This is a genomic window from Enterobacter sp. DNB-S2 (genome assembly GCF_019443845.1).
GTDB classification, from domain to species: Bacteria; Pseudomonadota; Gammaproteobacteria; order Enterobacterales; family Enterobacteriaceae; genus Enterobacter; species Enterobacter asburiae_B.
Genome location: NZ_CP050520.1, coordinates 2,259,332 through 2,279,621, shown reverse-complemented (window position 1 = coordinate 2,279,621; position 20,290 = coordinate 2,259,332). Strand labels below are relative to the sequence as shown.

The window sequence follows — 20,290 nt, the reverse complement described above, 5'->3', positions numbered from 1 at the left end:
TGTCTATGCGCCGTTTTTCAGAGACTCAAGGTACTCCCAGCGCTCAAATGCTTCTTCCAGGGCTTTTTCAGCCGCGGACAGTTCAGCCAGTACTTTCTGAGTATAGTCATGCGACTGGGTAAAGAATGACGCATCAGCGACCTGTTTTTGCAGATCCTCAAGCGCGGCCTCCAGCTCTTCAAGACGCTGCGGTAGCCCCTCCAGTTCGCGCTGCAGGTTATAGCTTAGTTTAGCCGAGGTTTTCTTGACAGTTTCTGCTTTTGTTACAGCAGGTTCTGAACTTATTTTGGACTTTGACTGTTTCTGCGCCAGAGACTGCGATTGCTGCCCTTTTGCATCGTGATAACCACCTACGTATTGTCCAATTCGCCCTTCACCTTCGAAGATCCAGCACTCGGTTACGGTGTTATCCACGAACTGACGATCGTGGCTGACCAGCATTACGGTCCCCTGATAACCGTCAATCAATTCTTCGAGCAATTCCAGCGTTTCGACATCCAGGTCGTTCGTTGGTTCATCGAGAATCAACAGGTTACTTGGTTTCAGGAACAAACGCGCCAGCAGCAGACGATTACGCTCTCCGCCAGATAACGCACGCACTGGGGTCATCGCACGTTTCGGATGGAACAGGAAGTCCTGCAGATAGCCCAGTACGTGGCGCGGTTTGCCGTTTACCATTACCTCTTGCTTGCCTTCGGCGAGGTTATCCATCACCGTGCGGTCCGGATCCAGCTCCGCGCGGTGCTGGTCGAAGTAGGCCACTTCCAGCTTAGTCCCACAGTGAATGCGGCCGCTGTCGGCCTGCAGCTGCCCCAGCATCAGCTTCAGCAGCGTGGTTTTACCACAGCCGTTCGGGCCGATAAGCGCAATTTTGTCGCCGCGCTGCACCTGGGCGGAGAAATCTTTCACCAGCACTTTGCCATCAACCTGATAGTTGACGTTTTCCATTTCGAAGACAATCTTGCCGGAACGGGATGCTTCTTCTACCTGCATTTTAGCGCTGCCCATCACTTCACGGCGTTCGCTGCGCTCACGGCGCATTGCCTTCAGAGCGCGCACGCGGCCTTCGTTACGGGTACGGCGGGCCTTGATGCCCTGGCGGATCCACACCTCTTCCTGCGCCAGCTTGCGGTCGAACTCCGCATTTTGCAGCTCTTCCACGCGCAGGTTTTCTTCTTTCTCCAGCAGATAGGTGTCGTAATCGCCAGGATAGGTGACCAGCTTGCCGCGGTCGAGATCGACAATACGCGTCGCCATGTTGCGAATAAACGAACGGTCGTGCGAGATAAAGATGATGGTGCCGCTGAAGGTTTTCAGGAAGCCTTCCAGCCAGTCAATCGCTTCGATATCCAGGTGGTTCGTCGGTTCGTCCAGCAGCAGCACCTTCGGCCCGCTGACCAGCGCGCGGCCCAGCGCCGCTTTACGCAACCAGCCGCCGGAGAGCGCCGACAGCTCCATGTCCGCTTCCAGACCAAGCTGGGCCAGAACCTCGTTAATGCGGTTTTCGAGCTGCCACAGACCGTGGTGATCGAGCATCTCCTGCACTTTCGCCAGTTCGTTGAGGTTCTTGTCGCTCGGGTCGGTCATCACCAGATGCGAAATCTCGTGATAGCGCTTCAGGTATTCGGCCTGCTCAGAAATGCCTTCCGCTACGAAATCGTAAACGCTGCCTGTCACGTGACGCGGCGGGTCCTGCTGGAGGCGGGAGACGATCAGATCCTGCTCGTAAACGATGCGACCGTCATCCAGCCCCTGTTCGCGGTTGAGGATTTTCATTAGCGTGGATTTACCCGCACCGTTACGGCCCACCAGACAGACGCGCTCGTTATCTTCGATATGCAGCTCTGCATTATCGAGAAGCGGCGAGTCGCTGAAAGAGAGCCACGCGCCGTGCATACTAATTAAAGACATTTATTTTTCCTTTCAGGCCGCGGTAATCAACCAGCAGTTATGAATTTGACGGTTACGGGCAAAGTCCTGAGACAGCGTTTTTTGGCTGATTTCTTGTGCTTTCAGTCCCAGGGCTGCTAAGCCGTCATGATCCATACGGAAGCCGCGTTTGTTGTTCGAGAACATAATGGTACCGCCCTTACGCAGCAGGCGCTTCAGGTCGGTCATCAGGCGCAGGTGATCGCGTTGAACGTCAAAGCTATCCTCCATGCGCTTGGAGTTGGAGAAGGTCGGCGGATCGATAAAGATCAGGTCGAACTGCTCGTCAGTATCACGCAGCCAGCCCAGCACGTCGGCCTGCATCAGACGATGCTGACGTCCGGTCAGCCCGTTAAGACGCAGGTTGCGCTCCGCCCACTCCAGATAGGTGCGGGACATATCCACCGTGGTGGTGCTTCGCGCGCCGCCCAGACCCGCATGCACGCTCGCGCTGCCGGTATAGGAGAACAGGTTGAGGAAATCTTTGCCCTTGCTCATCTGGCCCAGCATGCGACGCGCGATACGGTGGTCGAGGAACAGGCCGGTATCCAGATAGTCGGTCAGGTTGACCCACAGGCGAGCGTTGTATTCGCCCACTTCGATAAAATCACCCTTCTCGCCCATCTTCTGATACTGATTTTTTCCTTTCTGACGCTCGCGGGTTTTCAGCACCAGCTTGTTCGGCGCAATGCCGAGCACGGCGATGGTGGCCGCGATAACGTCCAGCATGCGCTGACGCGCTTTTTGCGCATCAATGGTTTTCGGTGGCGCATATTCCTGAATCACCACCCAGTCCGCGTAGCGGTCAACCGCCACGTTGTACTCCGGCAGGTCGGCGTCGTACAGGCGGTAGCATTCAATCCCTTCCTGCTTCGCCCACTTTTCATATTTTTTCAGGTTCTTGCGCAGGCGGTTGGCGTAATCCTCCGCCACGCCGGAAGGCTTACTGTCCGCCGCTTTCTCCGCCAGATGGTAGTTTTTCTGCACGCAGTCCAGCGGGCCGTTTTTCGCCTTAAACTGGCGATCGGCACGCAGCTGCAGGCAGCTCAGCAGCTCCGGCGAGGCGCTAAACAGCGACAGGTTCCAGCCGCCGAAGTAGTCCTTCATATTGCGCCCCAGCAGGCTGTGCAGGGCAATCAGCGCCGGCTCGCTGTCCAGACGCTCGCCGTATGGCGGGTTGCTGATCACGGTACCGTACGGGCCTTTTGGCAGCGGGTTGGTCAGATTCGCCACGTCTTTCACCTCGAAGGTGACCAGCTCGCCGATACCGGCGCGACGGGCGTTGCTGCGCGCGCGTTCGATTACGCGCGGGTCGCTGTCCGAACCGTAGAAGTGGGAGGTGTACTCCGCCAGACCTTTACGCGCGCGGGTCTGCGCGTCGTCTTTGACCTCTTTCCAGAGCGCTTCGTCGTGCTGGGCCCAGCCTTTAAAGCCCCAGTGACCGCGATGCAGGCCTGGCGCGCGGTCGGTTGCCAGCATGGCCGCTTCAATCAGTAACGTACCGGAACCACACATCGGATCGAGCAGCGGCGTGCCCGGCTGCCAGCCGGAGCGCATCACAATAGCGGCTGCCAGGGTTTCTTTAATTGGCGCCATACCGGTACGATCGCGGTAGCCGCGCAGGTGCAGGCCCGCGCCGCTCAGATCGAGAGAAATACTCGCCGAGTCACCGTTGAGCCAGACGTTAATACGCAGATCCGGATTTTCGCGATCGACGTTCGGACGTTCCTTATTTTTACGCGTGAAGCAGTCCACAATGGCGTCTTTTACGCGCAGGGCACCGTACTGGCTGTTGCGGATCTCGTCATTCACGCCGTTGAAATGCACCGCAAAGGTGGCATTGGGCGTGAAGATCTCTGTCCAGTCGATCATCTGTACGCCGGTATAGAGGTCCAGGTCGCTATAGACCTTGCACTCCTTCATCGGCAGCATGATGCGCGACGCCAGACGGCTCCACATCAGGCTCTGGTAAATAAGCCGCGTGTCGCCCTCAAAGTGGACACCACCCTGAACCACCTGGCACTCTTGCGCGCCCAGGCTTTCCAGTTCAGTTTTTAACAGCTCTTCCAGCCCACGGGCCGTACTGGCAAACAGAGAATTCATATCGTCACTTTTACTCTTAGAAAATTGTCGCGCATTATAGCTAATATGGCGTGTATGTCATAAAGTTGAAGGCTTATTTTCATTTGTGGGAGTGTGCAGTGGCGACGTTATCCAGGCTTTTTATTCATCCGGTGAAATCCATGCGCGGCATCGGCGTCTCTCACGCGCTGGCCGACATGAGCGGATTCGCCTTCGATCGTATTTTTATGGTCACCGAGCCTGACGGCACGTTCATCACCGCACGCCAGTTCCCGCAGATGGTTCGCTTTACCCCTTCCCCGCTTCATGACGGTTTGCACCTTACCGCGCCGGACGGTTCCAGCGCGGTCATTCGCTTTGCTGATTTTGCGCCTGTCGATGCGCCAACGGAAGTGTGGGGCAATCATTTTACCGCGCGCATCGCCCCGGATGAGATTAACCGCTGGCTGAGCGGTTTCTTCTCCCGCGACGTGCAGCTGCGCTGGGTAGGTCCTGAACCGACGCGTCGCGTGAAGCGCCACGACGCCGTTCCCCTCTCCTTCGCCGATGGTTTCCCATTCCTGCTGACTAACGAAGCCTCGCTGCGTGATTTACAAGGCCGCTGCAAGGCCAGCGTTCAGATGGAACAGTTCCGTCCGAACCTGGTGGTTACGGGTGCCGACGCCTGGGAAGAAGACACCTGGAAAGTGATCCGCATCGGCAGCGTCATCTTTGATGTCGTAAAACCCTGCAGCCGCTGCATTTTCACCACGGTGAGCCCTGAGAAAGGCCAGAAGCACCCTTCCGGCGAACCGCTGAAGACGCTGCAGTCGTTCCGCACCGCACAGGATAACGGCGATGTGGATTTCGGCCAGAACCTGATCCCGCGCTCCAGCGGCGCAATCCGCGTCGGTGATGAGGTAGAAATTCTTGCCAGAGGGCCTGCAAAAGCGTACGGCTCAGGTCAGGAAGAAGAAATGGTCGACGTTGTGACAAATGTCGCTTCTGCGGTAGATATTCACTGGCAGGGCAACGTCATCCGTGGCAACAACCAGCAGGTATTACTGGAGCAACTGGAGCAGGCAGGTATTCGCGTACCCTATTCCTGTCGCGCAGGCATTTGCGGATGCTGCCGCATCAGGCTGGTGGATGGAGAGGTTAGTGCGCTGAAAAAATCGGCAATTGGAAATGACGGCACAATTCTGTGCTGTAGCTGCATACCGAAAACGTCCGTACAGCTGGAAGCTTAAACCGCCTGTTCAAGGCTGAAAGAATCTACGCGCAGCTGCGGCTTCAGCCGGTCATTCATCACTTTAATGGCATCGCCAAGCTGCATCGTCCGCCCGGCAATGGTTACGCCGGGCTGTGCCAGCAGGCAGAGCGCAGCATTTTCACCTGGCTCAACCACCAGCAGGCTCACCTCTTCTGCGGTATCGCTCAGATTGACGCTGGCCGCGTCACCCGTTGCCGGGGTCCAGCTCATACCATGCGCAAGAAAATGCCAGCTTTTTGGCATTTGCGGTTTCAGGAAGCGGATAGCCACCAGCGCATTTAATACCAGCTCTGCACGCTGCTCTTTAGAGAGCACCAGATCGCGGCATTTTTCTTCAAAGGAGAAATAAAGCGCCGCATCGTCAACGCAAAAGCCCGACGGGGAAAATGCATCCGGGGTTAACATTCGGCGGGCAAAACGAGAACGAAACAACATGCCATTGGCTAAATCGAGCATCATTCGGTCATGCTCGTCGCAAAAATACCAGCGCCAGTTATCGTCAGGTTTAATTCGCATGTGTCTCTCCCGTCCCCAAACGTCCTGTACTAAAAATGTCCTGTTTGCCGCCTCGTTTATAACACCATTAATAAAAGACTATAATGACTAAATAAGCAACAGTGACGGAATATAAAACAACCAGGGCTGGAAATAAAGCCCTGGTTGTCTGATTAAGAGAAAAGATTAGATATGAGTAACGATTTCTTTAATCAGCGGCGGTCCTTTAAAAATAAAGCCGGAATAGATTTGCACCAGTGATGCACCCGCCGCCATCTTCTCGCGCGCAGCAATCACTGAGTCAATGCCGCCGACACCAATAATCGGCAGACGTCCTTTTAATTCTGCAGACAGGGCGCGAATAATTTCGGTGCTTTTTAATTGCACCGGACGTCCACTTAACCCACCCGCTTCGTCACAGTTTTTCATTCCCTGCACGAGGGAACGATCGAGAGTGGTATTGGTCGCAATAACACCATCAATATTATGGCGAACCAAACTGTCGGCAACCTGGATCAATTCTTCAGGAGAAAGATCCGGGGCGATCTTAACCGCGACCGGAACATATTTATGGTGGATCGTCTGGAGTTCATTTTGTTTATTTTTAATGGCACTCAGAAGATCGTCCAGCGCTTCGCCATATTGTAAGGAACGCAGACCCGGAGTATTGGGTGAAGAAATATTCACCGCGATATAACCGGCATAGGCGTAGACTTTTTCCATACAAATCAGATAGTCATCTTTACCCTGCTCTACCGGCGTGTCTTTATTTTTACCGATATTGATGCCTAATATTCCGTCAAAATGGGCTTTTTTTACGTTCTCAACCAGGTGATCAACACCGAGGTTATTAAAGCCCATGCGGTTGATCAGCCCTTCGGCTTCAACCAGGCGGAACAGGCGCGGCTTGTCATTTCCCGGCTGCGGGCGCGGCGTGACGGTACCGATTTCAATGGAGCCAAAGCCCATCGCGCCCAGGGCATCAATGCACTCGCCATTTTTGTCCAGACCGGCCGCCAGACCCAGCGGATTCTTAAAGGTCAGACCCATGCACTGCACAGGTTTTTCCGGCACATTCTGACGCACCAGAGCGGCCAGCGGCGTTCCGGTAATACGACGTAATTGCTGGAATGTAAATTCATGAGCGCGCTCAGGGTCGAGCTGGAAAAGGGCTTTACGAACGAAGGGGTAGTACATGAACTCTCCTGGATTCCCGGTGTGCAAACCGGGAGGGGATTATGGGCGATCCACGCGCGAAAGGGAATTGACCTGCGGCAAAAAATCAGCGTAAAACGCAATCGTTTACCTCCCCGTCTATTTCTTATGCACTTTTTCGCATTTTAATTGCAGATAAATCATTTAGTGGAATAACCGCGCGGTGTCACACTCCTGAAAATTGTTATGAATGTTAGATAAAAGCAAACAATTGGTTATAAGGAGGAAGTATGCGCGTCATTACCCTGGCCGGAAGTCCACGATTCCCTTCGCGCTCCAGCGCCCTGCTGGAATATGCCCGCGAAAAACTCAATGCCCTGGATGTGGAAGTGTGCCACTGGAACCTGCATAACTTCGAACCTGAAGATCTGCTCTACGCCCGCTTCGACAGCCCAGCGCTGAAAACGCTCATCGAGCAGCTTAACGGCGCTGACGGCTTAATTGTGGCAACGCCTATTTATAAAGCCTCTTTTTCCGGGGCGCTGAAAACCCTGCTCGATCTGCTTCCGGAACGCGCCCTGGACGGCAAAGTCGTGCTGCCGCTGGCAACGGGCGGTACGGTTGCCCATTTACTGGCCGTGGATTATGCCCTGAAGCCGGTGCTGAACGCGCTGAAAGCGCAGGAGATCCTCCACGGCGTTTTCGCAGATGACTCCCAGGTTATCGATTACCAACATAAACCTCATTTTACGCCGAACCTGCAAACCCGCCTCGATACTGCCCTGGAAACCTTCTGGCATGCCCTGCACCGCAGGGATATCCAGGCCCCGGCGTTTGGTCAGCCTCAAGGAGTCGCACATGTTTAAAACGTTAACCCGCATCGGCCTGGCAGGTCTGATGGCGCTTACCTCGCTGGCCCATGCCGCAGAAGCGGCTCCGGAAAGTTTGCGCATTGGCTATCAGAAAGGCAGCGTCAGCATGGTGCTGGCGAAAAGCCACCAGCTTCTGGAAAAACGCTTCCCGGACACCAAATTCTCGTGGGTGGAATTCCCGGCTGGCCCGCAGATGCTGGAGGCCCTGAACGTCGGCAGTATCGATCTCGGCAGCACGGGTGATATTCCGCCGATATTCGCCCAGGCGGCGGGAGCGGACCTCGTCTATGTTGGCGTTGAGCCGCCCAAACCGAAGGCCGAAGTGATCCTGGTGCCTGAAAACAGCGACATTAAAAGCGTCGCGGACCTCAAAGGGCATAAAGTGGCTTTCCAGAAAGGTTCCAGCTCGCACAACCTGCTGCTGCGTGCCCTGCAGGAAGCCGGGCTCAAGTTCACTGACATTCAGCCCGTTTACCTGACGCCTGCCGACGCGCGCGCCGCGTTCCAGCAGAAGAACGTTGATGCCTGGGCCATCTGGGATCCGTACTACTCCGCCGCATTGCTGCAGGGCGGCGTTCGCGTACTGAAAGACGGTACCACGCTGAAGCAGACCGGCTCGTTCTATCTGGCCGCGCGTCCTTATGCGGAAAAGAACGGCGCATTTATTCAGGGCGTACTGGATACCTTTACTCAGGCCGATGCGCTGACCCAGACCCAGCGTCAGGAGAGCATTGCCCTGCTGGCGAAAACCATGGGCTTACCTGAGCCGGTGATTGCGAGCTATCTCAACCACCGTCCGCCGACCACCATTACGCCCGTGGACGCGCACGTCGCCGCGCTTCAGCAACAAACGGCTGACCTTTTCTATCAAAACCACCTGGTGCCAAAACAGGTCACTATTCGCGAACGCATCTGGCAGCCCGCAGGCAAAGAAGGAGCTAAATCATGAGTCTGAATCTTTTCTGGTTTTTACCCACCCACGGTGATGGACACTATCTTGGTACAGAAGAGGGCTCGCGCCCGGTTGACCACGGCTACCTGCAGCAGATTGCGCAGGCGGCGGACCGAATCGGTTTCACCGGAGTGCTGATCCCGACCGGACGTTCATGTGAAGATGCCTGGCTGGTCGCCGCGTCGATGATCCCGGTCACCCAGCGTCTGAAGTTCCTGGTTGCCTTACGCCCGAGCGTGGTCTCCCCCACCGTGGCGGCGCGTCAGGCGGCAACGCTGGACAGGCTGTCCAACGGTCGCGCCCTGTTTAACCTGGTGACGGGCAGCGATCCGCAGGAGCTGGCGGGCGATGGGGTGTTCCTCGACCATACCGAGCGCTATGAAGCCTCCGCCGAGTTCACCCGCGTCTGGCGACGTCTGCTGGAAGGTGAAACCGTCACCTTTGAAGGCAAGCATATTCACGTTCGTGACGCGAGGCTCTACTTCCCGCCGGTGCAGCAGCCGCGACCGCCGCTCTATTTTGGCGGATCGTCGGATGTAGCCCAGGATCTGGCGGCAGAACAGGTCGATCTCTATCTGACCTGGGGCGAACCGCCTGAGCTGGTGAAAGAAAAAATTGCCCAGGTGCGCGCTAAGGCGGCCGCCCATGGTCGCAAGGTGCGCTTCGGCATTCGCCTGCACGTGATCGTGCGTGAAACCAATGAAGAAGCCTGGCAGGCCGCCGACCGCCTGATCTCCCACCTGGACGATGAGACCATCGCCAGGGCGCAGGCCGCGTTTGCGAAAACCGACTCCGTCGGACAGCACCGAATGGCGTCCCTGCACAACGGCAAGCGCGAGAACCTGGAGATTAGCCCGAACCTGTGGGCGGGCGTTGGCCTGGTGCGCGGCGGGGCGGGCACGGCGCTGGTCGGCGACGGACCGACCGTAGCCGCCCGGATTAATGAATACGCAGACCTGGGTATCGACAGCTTTATTCTCTCCGGTTATCCGCATCTGGAAGAGGCGTACAAGGTGGGCGAGCTGTTATTCCCGCATCTGGATGTCGCCATCCCGGAGATCCCGCAGCCGCAGCGGCTTCAGCTTCAGGGCGAAGCCGTGGCGAACGAGTTTATTCCACGCAAAGCCGCACAGAGCTAAGGAGTGACTATGTCTGCCACCTCCCAAAAATGGCTGCTGCGCGCCGCGCCGTGGTTTTTACCCGTCGGCATTGTGGCTCTCTGGCAGCTCGCGTCGTCCGCCGGCTGGCTGTCGAGCCGCATTCTGCCCTCTCCGGAGGGCGTCGTAGAAGCGTTCTGGTCGCTGAGCGTCAGCGGTGAGCTGTGGCAGCATCTGGCGATCAGCTCCTGGCGCGCCGTGATTGGGTTTTCCATCGGCGGCAGCATCGGTCTGGTTCTGGGCCTGATCAGCGGCCTTTCCCGCTGGGGCGAGCGGTTGCTGGATACCTCCATTCAGATGCTGCGCAACGTGCCGCATCTGGCGCTGATCCCGCTGGTTATCCTGTGGTTTGGGATTGATGAGAGCGCCAAGATCTTCCTCGTAGCGCTGGGCACACTGTTCCCGATCTACATCAACACCTGGCACGGCATCCGCAACATCGATCGCGGTCTGGTGGAGATGGCGCGCAGCTACGGCTTATCGGGTTTTTCCCTCTTTACTCACGTGATTCTGCCGGGCGCCCTGCCCTCCATTATGGTCGGGGTGCGTTTTGCGCTCGGCCTGATGTGGCTGACGCTGATTGTGGCGGAGACCATCTCGGCCAACTCAGGCATTGGTTACCTGGCGATGAACGCCCGCGAATTCCTGCAAACGGACGTGGTGGTGGTTGCCATCATTCTGTATGCCCTGCTCGGCAAGCTCGCCGACGTCAGCGCTCAGTGGCTGGAGCGCAGCTGGCTGCGCTGGAACCCGGCCTATACCCTTCAGGAGGCGAAAGCATGAATACTGCACGACTGAACCAGGGAACGCCGTTACTGCTGAACGGCGTGACCAAACGCTACGGCGAAAACACCATACTTAACGGGCTGGATCTGCATATTCCCGCCGGACAATTTGTGGCCGTTGTCGGGCGCAGCGGCGGCGGCAAGAGTACCCTGCTACGGCTTCTGGCCGGCCTGGAAGCCCCCAACGGCGGTGACATTCTGGCAGGAACGACGCCGCTTTCGAATATTCAGGACGATACCCGCATGATGTTTCAGGATGCACGCCTGCTGCCGTGGAAAACGGTTATCGACAATGTGGGGCTCGGTCTGAAAGGCAGCTGGCGGGATGAAGCCCGCCAGGCGCTGGCCGCCGTTGGGCTGGAAAATCGTGCGGGCGAATGGCCTGCCGCCCTCTCGGGCGGGCAGAAGCAGCGCGTGGCGCTGGCGCGCGCGTTGATTCACCGTCCGGGCCTGCTGTTGCTTGATGAACCGCTCGGCGCGCTCGACGCCCTGACGCGGATCGAAATGCAGGATTTGATTGGCTCCCTCTGGCAGGCGCACGGCTTTACGGTACTGCTGGTGACGCATGACGTGAGCGAGGCCGTCGCGATGGCTGACCGGGTGCTGCTAATTGAGGACGGGAAAATAGGTCTGGATCTGACGGTGGATCTTCCGCGCCCTCGTCGCGTGGGCTCGGCAAGGCTGGCGGAGCTGGAAGCTGAGGTATTGGATCGGGTGATGAAGCGCGGGGGGACGGAGTTACAGCGAGCCAAGGCTAATGCCTGATGCCCTCACCCCGGCCCTCTCCCACGGGGAGAAAACACAAAAAACGGCAACCGAGGTTGCCGTTCTGCTTTTACCTGCCCACAGGGCAATTTTTTATTACGCTAAGGCTTTAGCAATCTTCTCGTACAGATCGCCAGACAGGTTCTCCAGCCCTTTCAGCTGCTCAAGCGCGGCACGCATCTTCGCCTGACGCTTCGCATCGTAGCGTTTCAGACGGATCAGCGGCTCAATCAGGCGCGACGCCACCTGCGGGTTACGGCTGTTCAGCTCGGTCAGCATTTCCACCATGAACTGATACCCGCTGCCGTCTTCGGCGTGGAACGCGGCCGGGTTGCTGCTGGCAAACGCGCCAATCAGAGAACGCACGCGGTTTGGGTTGCTCAGGGTAAAGGAGCGATGCTTCAGCAGGCTGCGCACGTTGCTGAGCGCATCGGCCGCCGGGCTGGTCGCCTGCAGGATGAACCATTTGTCCATCACCAGGCCATCCTGATGCCACTTGTCGTCGTACTCCTGCATTAACGCATCACGGCACTGAAGTTCAGCGGCAACGCTTGCACCCAGCGCGGCCAGGGCGTCGGTCATGTTATCCGCTTCGTGGTACTGCTTGCTCACCAGGGTGTTCGCCAGCTCGGTTTCACCAAACGCCAGATAGCGCAGGCAGGTATTGCGCAGAGAACGTTTGCCAATGTCCGCGTGCTCAACGCGATAAGCGTCAAGCTTGTTGGCGTTATATATAGCCAGGAACTCATCGGCCAGCTCTGCAGCCAGCGTACGGGTCAACGCTTCACGCACCGCCACGATGGCAATCGGGTCGATGATGTCAAACAGCTCGGCGATTTCAGTCGCTGACGGCAGGGTCAGAATTTCAGCGGCCAGGGCCGGGTCAATCTTCTCATCCAGCAGGATCGCGCGGAACGCGTCAGCCACATGGACAGGCAGCGACAGCGGCTGGCCCTGCTGATGGCGGTTTACGTTGAGCTTGATGTAGGTCGCCAGCAGGCTTTGCGCCGCGTCCCAGCGGGAGAAGTCGTTACGCGCGTGACGCATCAGGAACGTCAGCTGCTGATCGCTCCACTTGTATTCCAGCTTCACCGGCGCGGAGAATTCGCACAGCAGCGCAGGCACCGGCTGGAAGTAGACGTTATCGAAGATAAAGGTCTGTTCGGCCTGAGTCACGTTCAGCACGTGGTGTACCGGGTGGCCGCCCTTCTGGAGCGGGATGACTTTGCCTTCGTTATCGTACAGCTCAATGCTGAACGGAATATGCAACGGATATTTCTCTTCCTGCTCCGCCGTCGGCGGCGTGCGCTGGCTGATGGTCAGGGTGTACTGCTCGGTTTCCGGATTGTAATCGTCTTTGACGGTGACAACCGGCGTCCCGGCCTGGCTGTACCAGCGGCGGAAGTGAGAGAGATCGACATTAGAGGCATCTTCCATAGCCTGCACAAAATCGTCGCAGGTGGCCGCGCTGCCGTCATGACGCTCGAAGTACAGCTGCATCCCTTTCTGGAAGTTCTCCTCGCCCAGCAGGGTGTGGATCATGCGGATAATTTCAGCGCCCTTCTCGTACACCGTCAGGGTGTAGAAGTTGTTCATCTCGATGACTTTATCCGGCCGGATCGGGTGCGCCATTGGGCTGGCATCTTCCGCAAACTGCAGGCCACGCATGGTACGCACGTTGTTGATGCGGTTCACCGCGCGTGAACCCAGATCGGAGCTGAATTCCTGATCGCGGAAGACGGTCAGGCCCTCTTTCAGGCTCAGCTGGAACCAGTCGCGGCAGGTGACGCGGTTACCGGTCCAGTTGTGGAAATATTCGTGGCCGATAACGCGTTCGATATCAAGGTAGTCTTTGTCCGTTGCGGTATCGGTACGCGCCAGCACGTATTTGGAGTTAAAGACGTTAAGGCCTTTGTTCTCCATTGCGCCCATGTTGAAGAAATCGACGGCGACGATCATATAGATGTCGAGGTCATATTCGAGGCCGAAGCGCTCCTCGTCCCACTTCATGGAGTTGATGAGGGAGGTCATCGCCCACGGCGCGCGGTCAAGGTTGCCGCGGTCAACAAACAGCTCCAGCGCCACCTCGCGGCCTGAGCGCGTTTTGAAGGTGTCGCGCAGCACGTCGAAGTCCCCCGCCACCAGCGCAAACAGGTAGCACGGTTTCGGGAAGGGATCCTGCCACTGCACCCAGTGACGGCCATTCTCTAGCTCGCCTTCGCCTACGCGGTTACCGTTAGAGAGCAGGAAGGGATACAGGGTTTTATCGGCGATGATTTTGGTGGTGAAGCGCGCCAGGACGTCCGGACGATCGAGATACCAGGTTATGTGGCGGAACCCTTCCGCTTCACACTGGGTACACAGCGCCACGCCCGACTGGTAAAGCCCTTCCAGCGCGGTGTTGGCGGCTGGGCTGATTTCATTCACGATGCGCAGCGTAAACTGTTCCGGCAGGTTGTCGATGACCAGCTGGTTGTTTTCTTCTTTATAGTCTGACCAGGCTTCATCATTAATATGCAGGGAGACCAGCGTCAGGTCTTCACCATCCAGACGCAGCGGCACCGCAGTTGCGCTATGGCGCGTCACCTGGCTCACCGCCGTGACAACGGTTTTAGTGGCATCCAGGTCAAAAGTCAGATCGATTTCGCTAATCAGGTAATCCGGCGCACGGTAGTCGTGGCGGTATTTGGCTTGTGGCTGTTGTGTCATAGAAAACCTTATGCATCGTTTGTCGAGTAACGTTTCAATATATTCCTGTTGCGCAAATCGCGCTATGCAGAATGTTCATCTTTTCAGGGTCAAAACCTTTTTTTGCTACATTTGTATAACACGGGGCACAAAATGCCCTCGACCATAAAACGCGCTTATGTTGTGATCGGGGTTCAATAAATCACTAAACAAGGTATACTCCGGAGTTGTTTATTGTACTAAACGCTCCTGTGAGAGGATGCTACTGCGCACCTATGACTCAATTCGCTTCTCCAGTTCTGCATACGTTGCTGGATACCGACGCGTATAAACTGCATATGCAGCAAGCCGTTTTCCACCATTACTATGACGTTCACGTCGCGGCGGAATTCCGCTGTCGTGGTGACGACTTGCTCGGTATCTACGCAGACGCCATTCGTGAACAGGTCGATGCTATGCAGCATCTGACGCTGCAGGACGAGGAATATCAGTGGCTTTCTGGCCTGCCTTTCTTCAAAGCCGACTACCTGAACTGGCTGCGCGATTTCCGCTATAAGCCGGAGCAGGTCAGCGTGGTTAACGATAATGGCAAGCTGGATATTCGCCTTGAAGGTCCGTGGCGGGAAGTGATCATGTGGGAAGTGCCGCTTCTGGCGGTGATCAGTGAACTGGCTCACCGCTACCGTTCGCCGGAAAAAGGCGTCGAGCAGGCGGTTGCCGCGCTGGAAAATAAACTCGCAGCCTTCTCCACGCTGACCGAAGGGCTGGACATGTCCCGCTTCCGCCTGATGGACTTTGGCACGCGTCGCCGTTTCTCGCGTGACGTTCAGGAGGCCATCGTTAAACGTCTGCAGCGGGAGCCGTGGTTCGTGGGCACCAGTAACTACGATCTGGCACGCCGCCTCAGCCTGACGCCAATGGGCACCCAGGCGCACGAGTGGTTCCAGGCGCATCAGCAGATCAGCCCCGATCTGGCTAACAGCCAGCGCGCGGCGCTGGCCGCATGGCTTGAGGAGTACCCGAATCAGCTAGGGATCGCCCTCACCGACTGTATTACGATGGATGCCTTCCTGCGCGACTTTGGTCCCGAGTTCGCTGAACGTTACCAGGGGTTACGGCACGACTCCGGGGATCCGGTTGAATGGGGCGAGAAAGCCATTGCCCATTACGAAAAACTCGGCATTGACCCGATGAGCAAAGTGCTGGTCTTCTCGGATAATCTCGACCTGGCGAAAGCGGTCGACCTCTATCGTCATTTCAACACCCGTGTGAACCTGAGCTTCGGGATTGGTACCCGTCTGACCTGCGATATTCCTCAGGTAAAACCTCTGAATATCGTCATCAAACTGGTGGAATGTAACGGCAAGCCGGTGGCGAAACTCTCCGACAGCCCGGGTAAAACCATCTGCCATGACAAAGCGTTTGTCCGCGCATTGCGCAAAGCGTTCGACCTCCCCTTGATCAAAAAAGCCAGTTAAGCGCTTACGGGAGCCTTTATGGCTCCCTTCTTATTATTTATTTCTCAATTCTTCTCTTTTGACTGCGAAATTTACTTGTCTGATAGCGGATGGCAGGTAACATAGATATCCCCCCATAAGGGTGGACAAGTGTTTATTTTTTCCGACTATTAACAGAGAGAATATTATGAGCGTTGTGCCTGTAGCCGACGTACTCCAGGGCCGTGTCGCCGTTGACCAGGAAGTCACCGTGCGCGGATGGGTGCGTACCCGCCGAGATTCTAAAGCTGGCATCTCCTTCCTCGCCGTCTATGACGGTTCCTGCTTTGATCCTGTACAGGCCGTCATTAATAATTCTCTGCCCAATTACAATGATGACGTTCTGCGACTGACAACGGGTTGCTCCGTCATTGTTACCGGCGTGGTTGTGGCTTCACCGGGTCAGGGCCAGAGCTTCGAAATTCAGGCCACTGCGATTGAAGTCACCGGCTGGGTTGAAGATCCGGACACCTATCCGATGGCGGCAAAACGCCACAGCATCGAATATCTGCGTGAAGTCGCCCACCTGCGTCCGCGTACCAACCTGATTGGTGCGGTGGCGCGCGTGCGTCATACGCTGGCGCAGGCGCTGCATCGTTTCTTCGATGAGCAGGGTTACTTCTGGGTGTCTACCCCGCTGATCACCGCGTCCGATACGGAAGGTGCCGGTGAGATGTTCCGCGTTTCGACGCTGGACATGGAAAACCTGCCGCGCACGCCTGAAGGTAAAGTGGACTATGACAAAGACTTCTTTGGTAAAGAAGCTTTCCTGACGGTATCTGGTCAGCTCAACGGCGAAACGTACGCCTGCGCGCTGTCTAAGATCTACACCTTTGGCCCAACCTTCCGCGCCGAAAACTCCAACACCAGCCGTCACCTGGCGGAATTCTGGATGCTGGAGCCTGAAGTGGCCTTCGCCAACCTCGACGATGTTGCGGGTCTGGCTGAAGCCATGCTGAAGTATGTGTTCAAAGCGGTGCTGGAAGAGCGTCCTGACGACATGAAATTCTTCGCAGAACGCGTAGACAGCGATGCTGTAGCGCGTCTGGAGCGTTTCGTCTCTGCCGACTTTGCGCAGGTGGACTATACCGACGCGGTGGCGATCCTCGAGAAATGCGGTGAGACGTTCGAGAACCCGGTTTACTGGGGCGTTGACCTGGCGTCTGAGCACGAACGCTATCTGGCCGAGAAGCATTTCAAAGCGCCGGTTGTCGTTAAAAACTACCCGAAAGACATTAAGGCCTTCTATATGCGCCTTAACGAAGACGGTAAAACCGTGGCAGCGATGGACGTACTGGCGCCGGGCATTGGTGAAATCATCGGTGGCTCTCAGCGTGAAGAACGTCTTGACGTGCTGGACGCGCGTATGGAAGAGATGGGGCTCAACCCAGCTGACTACAGCTGGTACCGCGATCTGCGCCGTTACGGTACCGTACCGCACGCCGGTTTTGGTCTGGGCTTCGAGCGTCTGATTGCCTACGTTACCGGTGTTCAGAACGTACGAGACGTGATCCCGTTCCCACGTACTCCACGTAACGCCAGCTTCTAATCGGTAAAAGACTGAAATGGCCAGCAGATGCTGGCCATTATTTTATTCTGTATTGTCAGTTTTCGTCAGCGCAAAGTCAGCGTCTTTAAACCTTCCCCCCGTCACAACCACTACCTGTTACGTTTTGTTTCCGCGAAATATCCAGCCACAAAAAATAAACCCCATTCTTATTGCGATTATTACACCCTCAAGCGATAGCACAAATTTCAACCACTTTTACAGCCATCCGGAAGGCCTTTCACAGTCATAAGAAAAAACGAGCCGTTTAAGGTCTGTTTATACGAATCGCCTTTATCTCAATTAATCATAAGGAATTCATATATATAGGATAGGATTTGCTGTTTAATTCGCCAGGGCGTTCTGAAGTTTGAGATGGTTCACAAAGTTCCGAAAAATACATATTTGGTTACACATATTTTCTTTCGGTTACTTAATCTTGAAAATTGTAGCACTTTCAGGCTAGCGAAACGCTTCGCCGAATGGAAAGATGCCTGTCAGATACATAAAGACACCAAACTCTCATCAATAGTTCCGGAAATATTTATTGACAGAATTTATTGACGGCAGTGGCGAGTGTCATAAAAAAACCAATGAGGGTAATAAATAATGATGAAGCGCAATATTCTGGCAGTGGTAATCCCTGCCCTGCTGGTAGCCGGTGCAGCTAACGCTGCAGAAATCTATAACAAAAACGCTAACAAGCTGGACTTCTACGGTAAAGCTGTAGGTGAGCATCAATGGACTACTAACGGCGCATCTAATAACAGCGATACCACCTATGCCCGTATCGGTTTCAAAGGTGAAACCCAGGTTAATGACCAACTGGTTGGTTACGGCCAGTGGGAATACAACATGGACGCTTCCTCTCAGGAAGGTGCTCAGGGTACCAAAACCCGTCTGGCTTTCGCAGGTCTGAAAGCTGGTGAATACGGTTCATTTGATTACGGCCGTAACTACGGTGTGTTCTATGATGCGCTGGCTTCAACCGACATGCTGGTTATCTGGGGTGGCGACTCTCTGGCCGCAACTGATAACTTCATGACCGCACGTAGCACCGGTTTGGCTACCTACCGTAACTCTAACTTCTTCGGTCTGGTTGATGGTCTGGCACTGGGCCTGCAGTATCAGGGTAAAAATGAAAACGGCCACACCACTTCTCGCCAGAACGGCGATGGCGGCAGCTACTCTCTGGGTTATGACTTCGCAGACGGCTTCAACGTGACCGCGGCATATACCAACTCTGACCGTTCCACTAAGCAGACTACCGATGGTAAAGGTGAACGTGCTGAGGGTTGGGCAACGTCACTGAAATATGATGCGAACAGCGTATACGCATCTGTAATGTACGGTGAATCCCGTAACATGACTCGTGAAAACGATGATGAATTCGCAAACAAAACGCAGAACTTCGAAGCTGTGGTTCAATACCAGTTCGACTTTGGTCTGCGTCCATCCATTGGCTATGTGCAGTCAAAGGGTAAAGACCTGACTGGCCGTACTGCTAACGGTGCTACTTTCGCAGGTGGCGATGCTGATCTGGTAAAATACATCGAAGTGGGTACCTGGTACTACTTCAACAAGAACATGAACGTTTATGCTGCGTACAAGTTCAACTTGCTGGATGAGAATGATTATACCCGTGCAACAGGCCTGTCTACCGACGACCAGGCTGGTGTTGGTATCGTTTACCAGTTCTAATCAGTACACCACTTTGTTATATGCTTAATGAACAGGGCTTCGGCCCTGTTTTTTTATGCGTGACAGAAAATAATGGCGACTTTTGAAAAGCCGCACGCTTTTCGTCGCAAACGGTTGGCATTTTGTAAATCTACCGTTAACCTGATAGCGGATTTCACTTCTGTAATCACAATGGAACTTCGTCATGTTTGAGAACATTACCGCCGCTCCTGCCGACCCTATTCTGGGCCTGGCCGATCTGTTTCGTGCCGACGACCGCCCTGGCAAAATCAACCTGGGTATTGGTGTATATAAAGATGAAACCGGCAAAACTCCGGTACTGACCAGCGTTAAGAAAGCTGAGCAGTATCTGCTGGAAAACGAAACCACCAAAAACTACCTCGGTATTGATGGTATCCCTGAGTTTGGTCGCTGCACCCAGGAGCTGCTGTTCGGTAAAGGCAGCGCAATTGTGAGTGACAAACGTGCCCGTACAGCACAGACCCCAGGCGGTACCGGTGCGCTGCGCGTAGCGGCGGATTTCCTTGCGAAAAACACCTCTGTTAAGCGCGTATGGGTGAGCAACCCAAGTTGGCCGAACCACAAGAGCGTGTTTAACTCTGCGGGTCTGGAAGTGCGTGAATATGCATACTACGACGCGGCAAACCACTCTCTCGACTTTGACGGCCTGCTGGCGAGCCTGAGCGAAGCGCAGGCAGGTGACGTGGTTCTGTTCCACGGCTGCTGCCACAACCCAACCGGTATCGATCCGACGCTTGAGCAGTGGCAACACCTGGCGAAGCTGTCCGTTGAAAAAGGCTGGCTGCCGCTGTTTGACTTTGCCTACCAGGGCTTTGCCCGTGGTCTGGAAGAAGATGCCGAAGGCCTGCGCGCGTTCGCAGCCGTTCACCAGGAGCTGATTGTCGCAAGCTCGTATTCCAAGAACTTCGGTCTGTACAATGAGCGCGTGGGTGCCTGTACGCTGGTTGCCGCTAACGAAGAGACCGTCGATCGTGCGTTCAGCCAGATGAAATCGGTTATCCGCGCTAACTACTCTAACCCACCGGCACACGGTGCGTCTGTTGTTGCCACTATCCTGAGCAACGATGCGCTGCGCGCTATCTGGGAACAAGAGCTGAACGATATGCGTCAACGTATTCAGCGCATGCGCCTGCTGTTTGTGAACACACTGGCTGAGAAAGGCGCGGACCGCGACTTCAGCTTTATTATCAAACAGAACGGCATGTTCTCGTTCAGCGGCCTGACCAAAGAGCAGGTTCTGCGTCTGCGTGAAGAGTTTGGCGTGTACGCCGTGGCCTCAGGCCGCGTGAACGTTGCAGGCATGACGCCTGACAACATGGCGCCACTGTGCGAAGCGATTGTCGCCGTACTGTAATTTGCGTCCATAAAAAAGCCTGCATTATGCAGGCTTTTTT

15 protein-coding genes are annotated in these 20,290 nt (G+C 55.6%); 10 read left to right on the top strand and 5 right to left on the bottom strand.

What is annotated here, in order from left to right; translation table 11 throughout:
- Positions 1-3: 3 nt before the first annotated feature.
- A complete protein-coding gene (locus tag HB664_RS10690; RefSeq protein WP_033145115.1) occupies positions 4-1,911 on the bottom strand; it encodes an ABC transporter ATP-binding protein in 1,908 nt (635 codons plus the stop codon).
- A 12-nt stretch (positions 1,912-1,923) separates the two neighbouring features.
- Positions 1,924-4,032: a bifunctional 23S rRNA (guanine(2069)-N(7))-methyltransferase RlmK/23S rRNA (guanine(2445)-N(2))-methyltransferase RlmL gene (gene rlmKL / locus HB664_RS10685; protein ID WP_182071695.1), complete on the bottom strand. Its 2,109-nt coding sequence runs from the start codon at positions 4,030-4,032 to the stop codon at positions 1,924-1,926.
- Between the two features lie 98 nt (positions 4,033-4,130).
- Here rlmKL and HB664_RS10680 point away from each other — a divergent pair, with 98 nt between their 5' ends.
- Positions 4,131-5,240 (top strand): YcbX family protein, encoded by a 1,110-nt coding sequence (locus HB664_RS10680; RefSeq protein WP_048979745.1) that lies wholly within the window; start codon positions 4,131-4,133, stop codon positions 5,238-5,240.
- On the opposite strand, the gene zapC is transcribed toward HB664_RS10680, so the two are convergent.
- Both zapC and pyrD read right to left on the bottom strand, forming a co-directional pair.
- Complete coding sequence (zapC, locus tag HB664_RS10675) at positions 5,237-5,779, bottom strand: cell division protein ZapC (RefSeq protein ID WP_023311020.1); 543 nt, start codon at positions 5,777-5,779, stop codon at positions 5,237-5,239. The two genes, HB664_RS10680 and zapC, sit on opposite strands and share 4 nt — an antisense overlap.
- 165 nt (positions 5,780-5,944) lie before the next feature.
- Positions 5,945-6,955, bottom strand: coding sequence for a quinone-dependent dihydroorotate dehydrogenase (gene pyrD, locus HB664_RS10670; RefSeq protein ID WP_023311019.1), 1,011 nt, complete (start codon positions 6,953-6,955; stop codon positions 5,945-5,947).
- Between the two features lie 248 nt (positions 6,956-7,203).
- Between pyrD and ssuE the strand changes: the two genes are divergently transcribed.
- The 5 genes from ssuE to ssuB are packed head-to-tail and all read left to right on the top strand — an operon-like array spanning position 7,204 to position 11,444.
- The gene (gene ssuE, locus HB664_RS10665; protein ID WP_023335146.1) at positions 7,204-7,779 is read left to right on the top strand and encodes an NADPH-dependent FMN reductase; all 576 of its coding nucleotides are present in this window, start codon (positions 7,204-7,206) and stop codon (positions 7,777-7,779) included.
- Positions 7,772-8,734 carry a sulfonate ABC transporter substrate-binding protein gene (locus HB664_RS10660; protein ID WP_039261603.1) on the top strand — a complete coding sequence of 321 codons (963 nt, stop codon included), beginning with the start codon at positions 7,772-7,774 and terminating at the stop codon, positions 8,732-8,734. Before ssuE ends, HB664_RS10660 begins: the two co-directional genes overlap by 8 nt.
- On the top strand, positions 8,731-9,876 hold the full coding sequence (ssuD, locus tag HB664_RS10655) for an FMNH2-dependent alkanesulfonate monooxygenase (protein WP_219940776.1): 1,146 nt from the start codon (positions 8,731-8,733) through the stop codon (positions 9,874-9,876). The genes HB664_RS10660 and ssuD overlap by 4 nt, the downstream gene beginning before the upstream one ends.
- Before the next feature lie 9 nt (positions 9,877-9,885).
- Positions 9,886-10,677, top strand: coding sequence for an aliphatic sulfonate ABC transporter permease SsuC (gene ssuC / locus HB664_RS10650; RefSeq protein WP_219940775.1), 792 nt, complete (start codon positions 9,886-9,888; stop codon positions 10,675-10,677).
- Positions 10,674-11,444: an aliphatic sulfonates ABC transporter ATP-binding protein gene (ssuB, locus tag HB664_RS10645; RefSeq protein ID WP_032658179.1), complete on the top strand. Its 771-nt coding sequence runs from the start codon at positions 10,674-10,676 to the stop codon at positions 11,442-11,444. Before ssuC ends, ssuB begins: the two co-directional genes overlap by 4 nt.
- Before the next feature lie 96 nt (positions 11,445-11,540).
- Here ssuB and pepN read toward each other — a convergent pair whose 3' ends face one another.
- Complete coding sequence (gene pepN, locus HB664_RS10640) at positions 11,541-14,153, bottom strand: aminopeptidase N (protein ID WP_219940774.1); 2,613 nt, start codon at positions 14,151-14,153, stop codon at positions 11,541-11,543.
- Positions 14,154-14,407: 254 nt separating this feature from the next.
- Here pepN and pncB point away from each other — a divergent pair, with 254 nt between their 5' ends.
- The 4 genes from pncB to aspC all read left to right on the top strand — a co-directional run bounded on the left by pncB (position 14,408) and on the right by aspC (position 20,250).
- Positions 14,408-15,610, top strand: coding sequence for a nicotinate phosphoribosyltransferase (gene pncB / locus HB664_RS10635; protein WP_213787490.1), 1,203 nt, complete (start codon positions 14,408-14,410; stop codon positions 15,608-15,610).
- A 166-nt stretch (positions 15,611-15,776) separates the two neighbouring features.
- Positions 15,777-17,177, top strand: coding sequence for an asparagine--tRNA ligase (gene asnS, locus HB664_RS10630; protein ID WP_033145107.1), 1,401 nt, complete (start codon positions 15,777-15,779; stop codon positions 17,175-17,177).
- Between the two features lie 606 nt (positions 17,178-17,783).
- Complete coding sequence (locus tag HB664_RS10625; protein WP_047061504.1) at positions 17,784-18,875, top strand: porin; 1,092 nt, start codon at positions 17,784-17,786, stop codon at positions 18,873-18,875.
- A gap of 184 nt (positions 18,876-19,059) precedes the next feature.
- Entirely contained in the window at positions 19,060-20,250 is a 1,191-nt protein-coding gene (gene aspC, locus HB664_RS10620) for an aspartate transaminase (RefSeq protein ID WP_033145106.1), read from the top strand.
- The last annotated feature ends 40 nt before the right edge of the window (positions 20,251-20,290 follow it).

Coding starts and splice junctions, on each gene's coding strand:
- pepN (WP_219940774.1), bottom strand. CDS start 14,153: ATGACACAACAGCCACAAGCCAAATACCGCCACGACTACCGTGCGCCG.
- HB664_RS10625 (WP_047061504.1), top strand. CDS start 17,784: ATGATGAAGCGCAATATTCTGGCAGTGGTAATCCCTGCCCTGCTGGTA.
- rlmKL (WP_182071695.1), bottom strand. CDS start 4,032: ATGAATTCTCTGTTTGCCAGTACGGCCCGTGGGCTGGAAGAGCTGTTA.
- HB664_RS10690 (WP_033145115.1), bottom strand. CDS start 1,911: ATGTCTTTAATTAGTATGCACGGCGCGTGGCTCTCTTTCAGCGACTCG.
- pyrD (WP_023311019.1), bottom strand. CDS start 6,955: ATGTACTACCCCTTCGTTCGTAAAGCCCTTTTCCAGCTCGACCCTGAG.
- ssuB (WP_032658179.1), top strand. CDS start 10,674: ATGAATACTGCACGACTGAACCAGGGAACGCCGTTACTGCTGAACGGC.
- ssuE (WP_023335146.1), top strand. CDS start 7,204: ATGCGCGTCATTACCCTGGCCGGAAGTCCACGATTCCCTTCGCGCTCC.
- ssuC (WP_219940775.1), top strand. CDS start 9,886: ATGTCTGCCACCTCCCAAAAATGGCTGCTGCGCGCCGCGCCGTGGTTT.
- pncB (WP_213787490.1), top strand. CDS start 14,408: ATGACTCAATTCGCTTCTCCAGTTCTGCATACGTTGCTGGATACCGAC.
- ssuD (WP_219940776.1), top strand. CDS start 8,731: ATGAGTCTGAATCTTTTCTGGTTTTTACCCACCCACGGTGATGGACAC.
- zapC (WP_023311020.1), bottom strand. CDS start 5,779: ATGCGAATTAAACCTGACGATAACTGGCGCTGGTATTTTTGCGACGAG.
- HB664_RS10660 (WP_039261603.1), top strand. CDS start 7,772: ATGTTTAAAACGTTAACCCGCATCGGCCTGGCAGGTCTGATGGCGCTT.
- asnS (WP_033145107.1), top strand. CDS start 15,777: ATGAGCGTTGTGCCTGTAGCCGACGTACTCCAGGGCCGTGTCGCCGTT.
- aspC (WP_033145106.1), top strand. CDS start 19,060: ATGTTTGAGAACATTACCGCCGCTCCTGCCGACCCTATTCTGGGCCTG.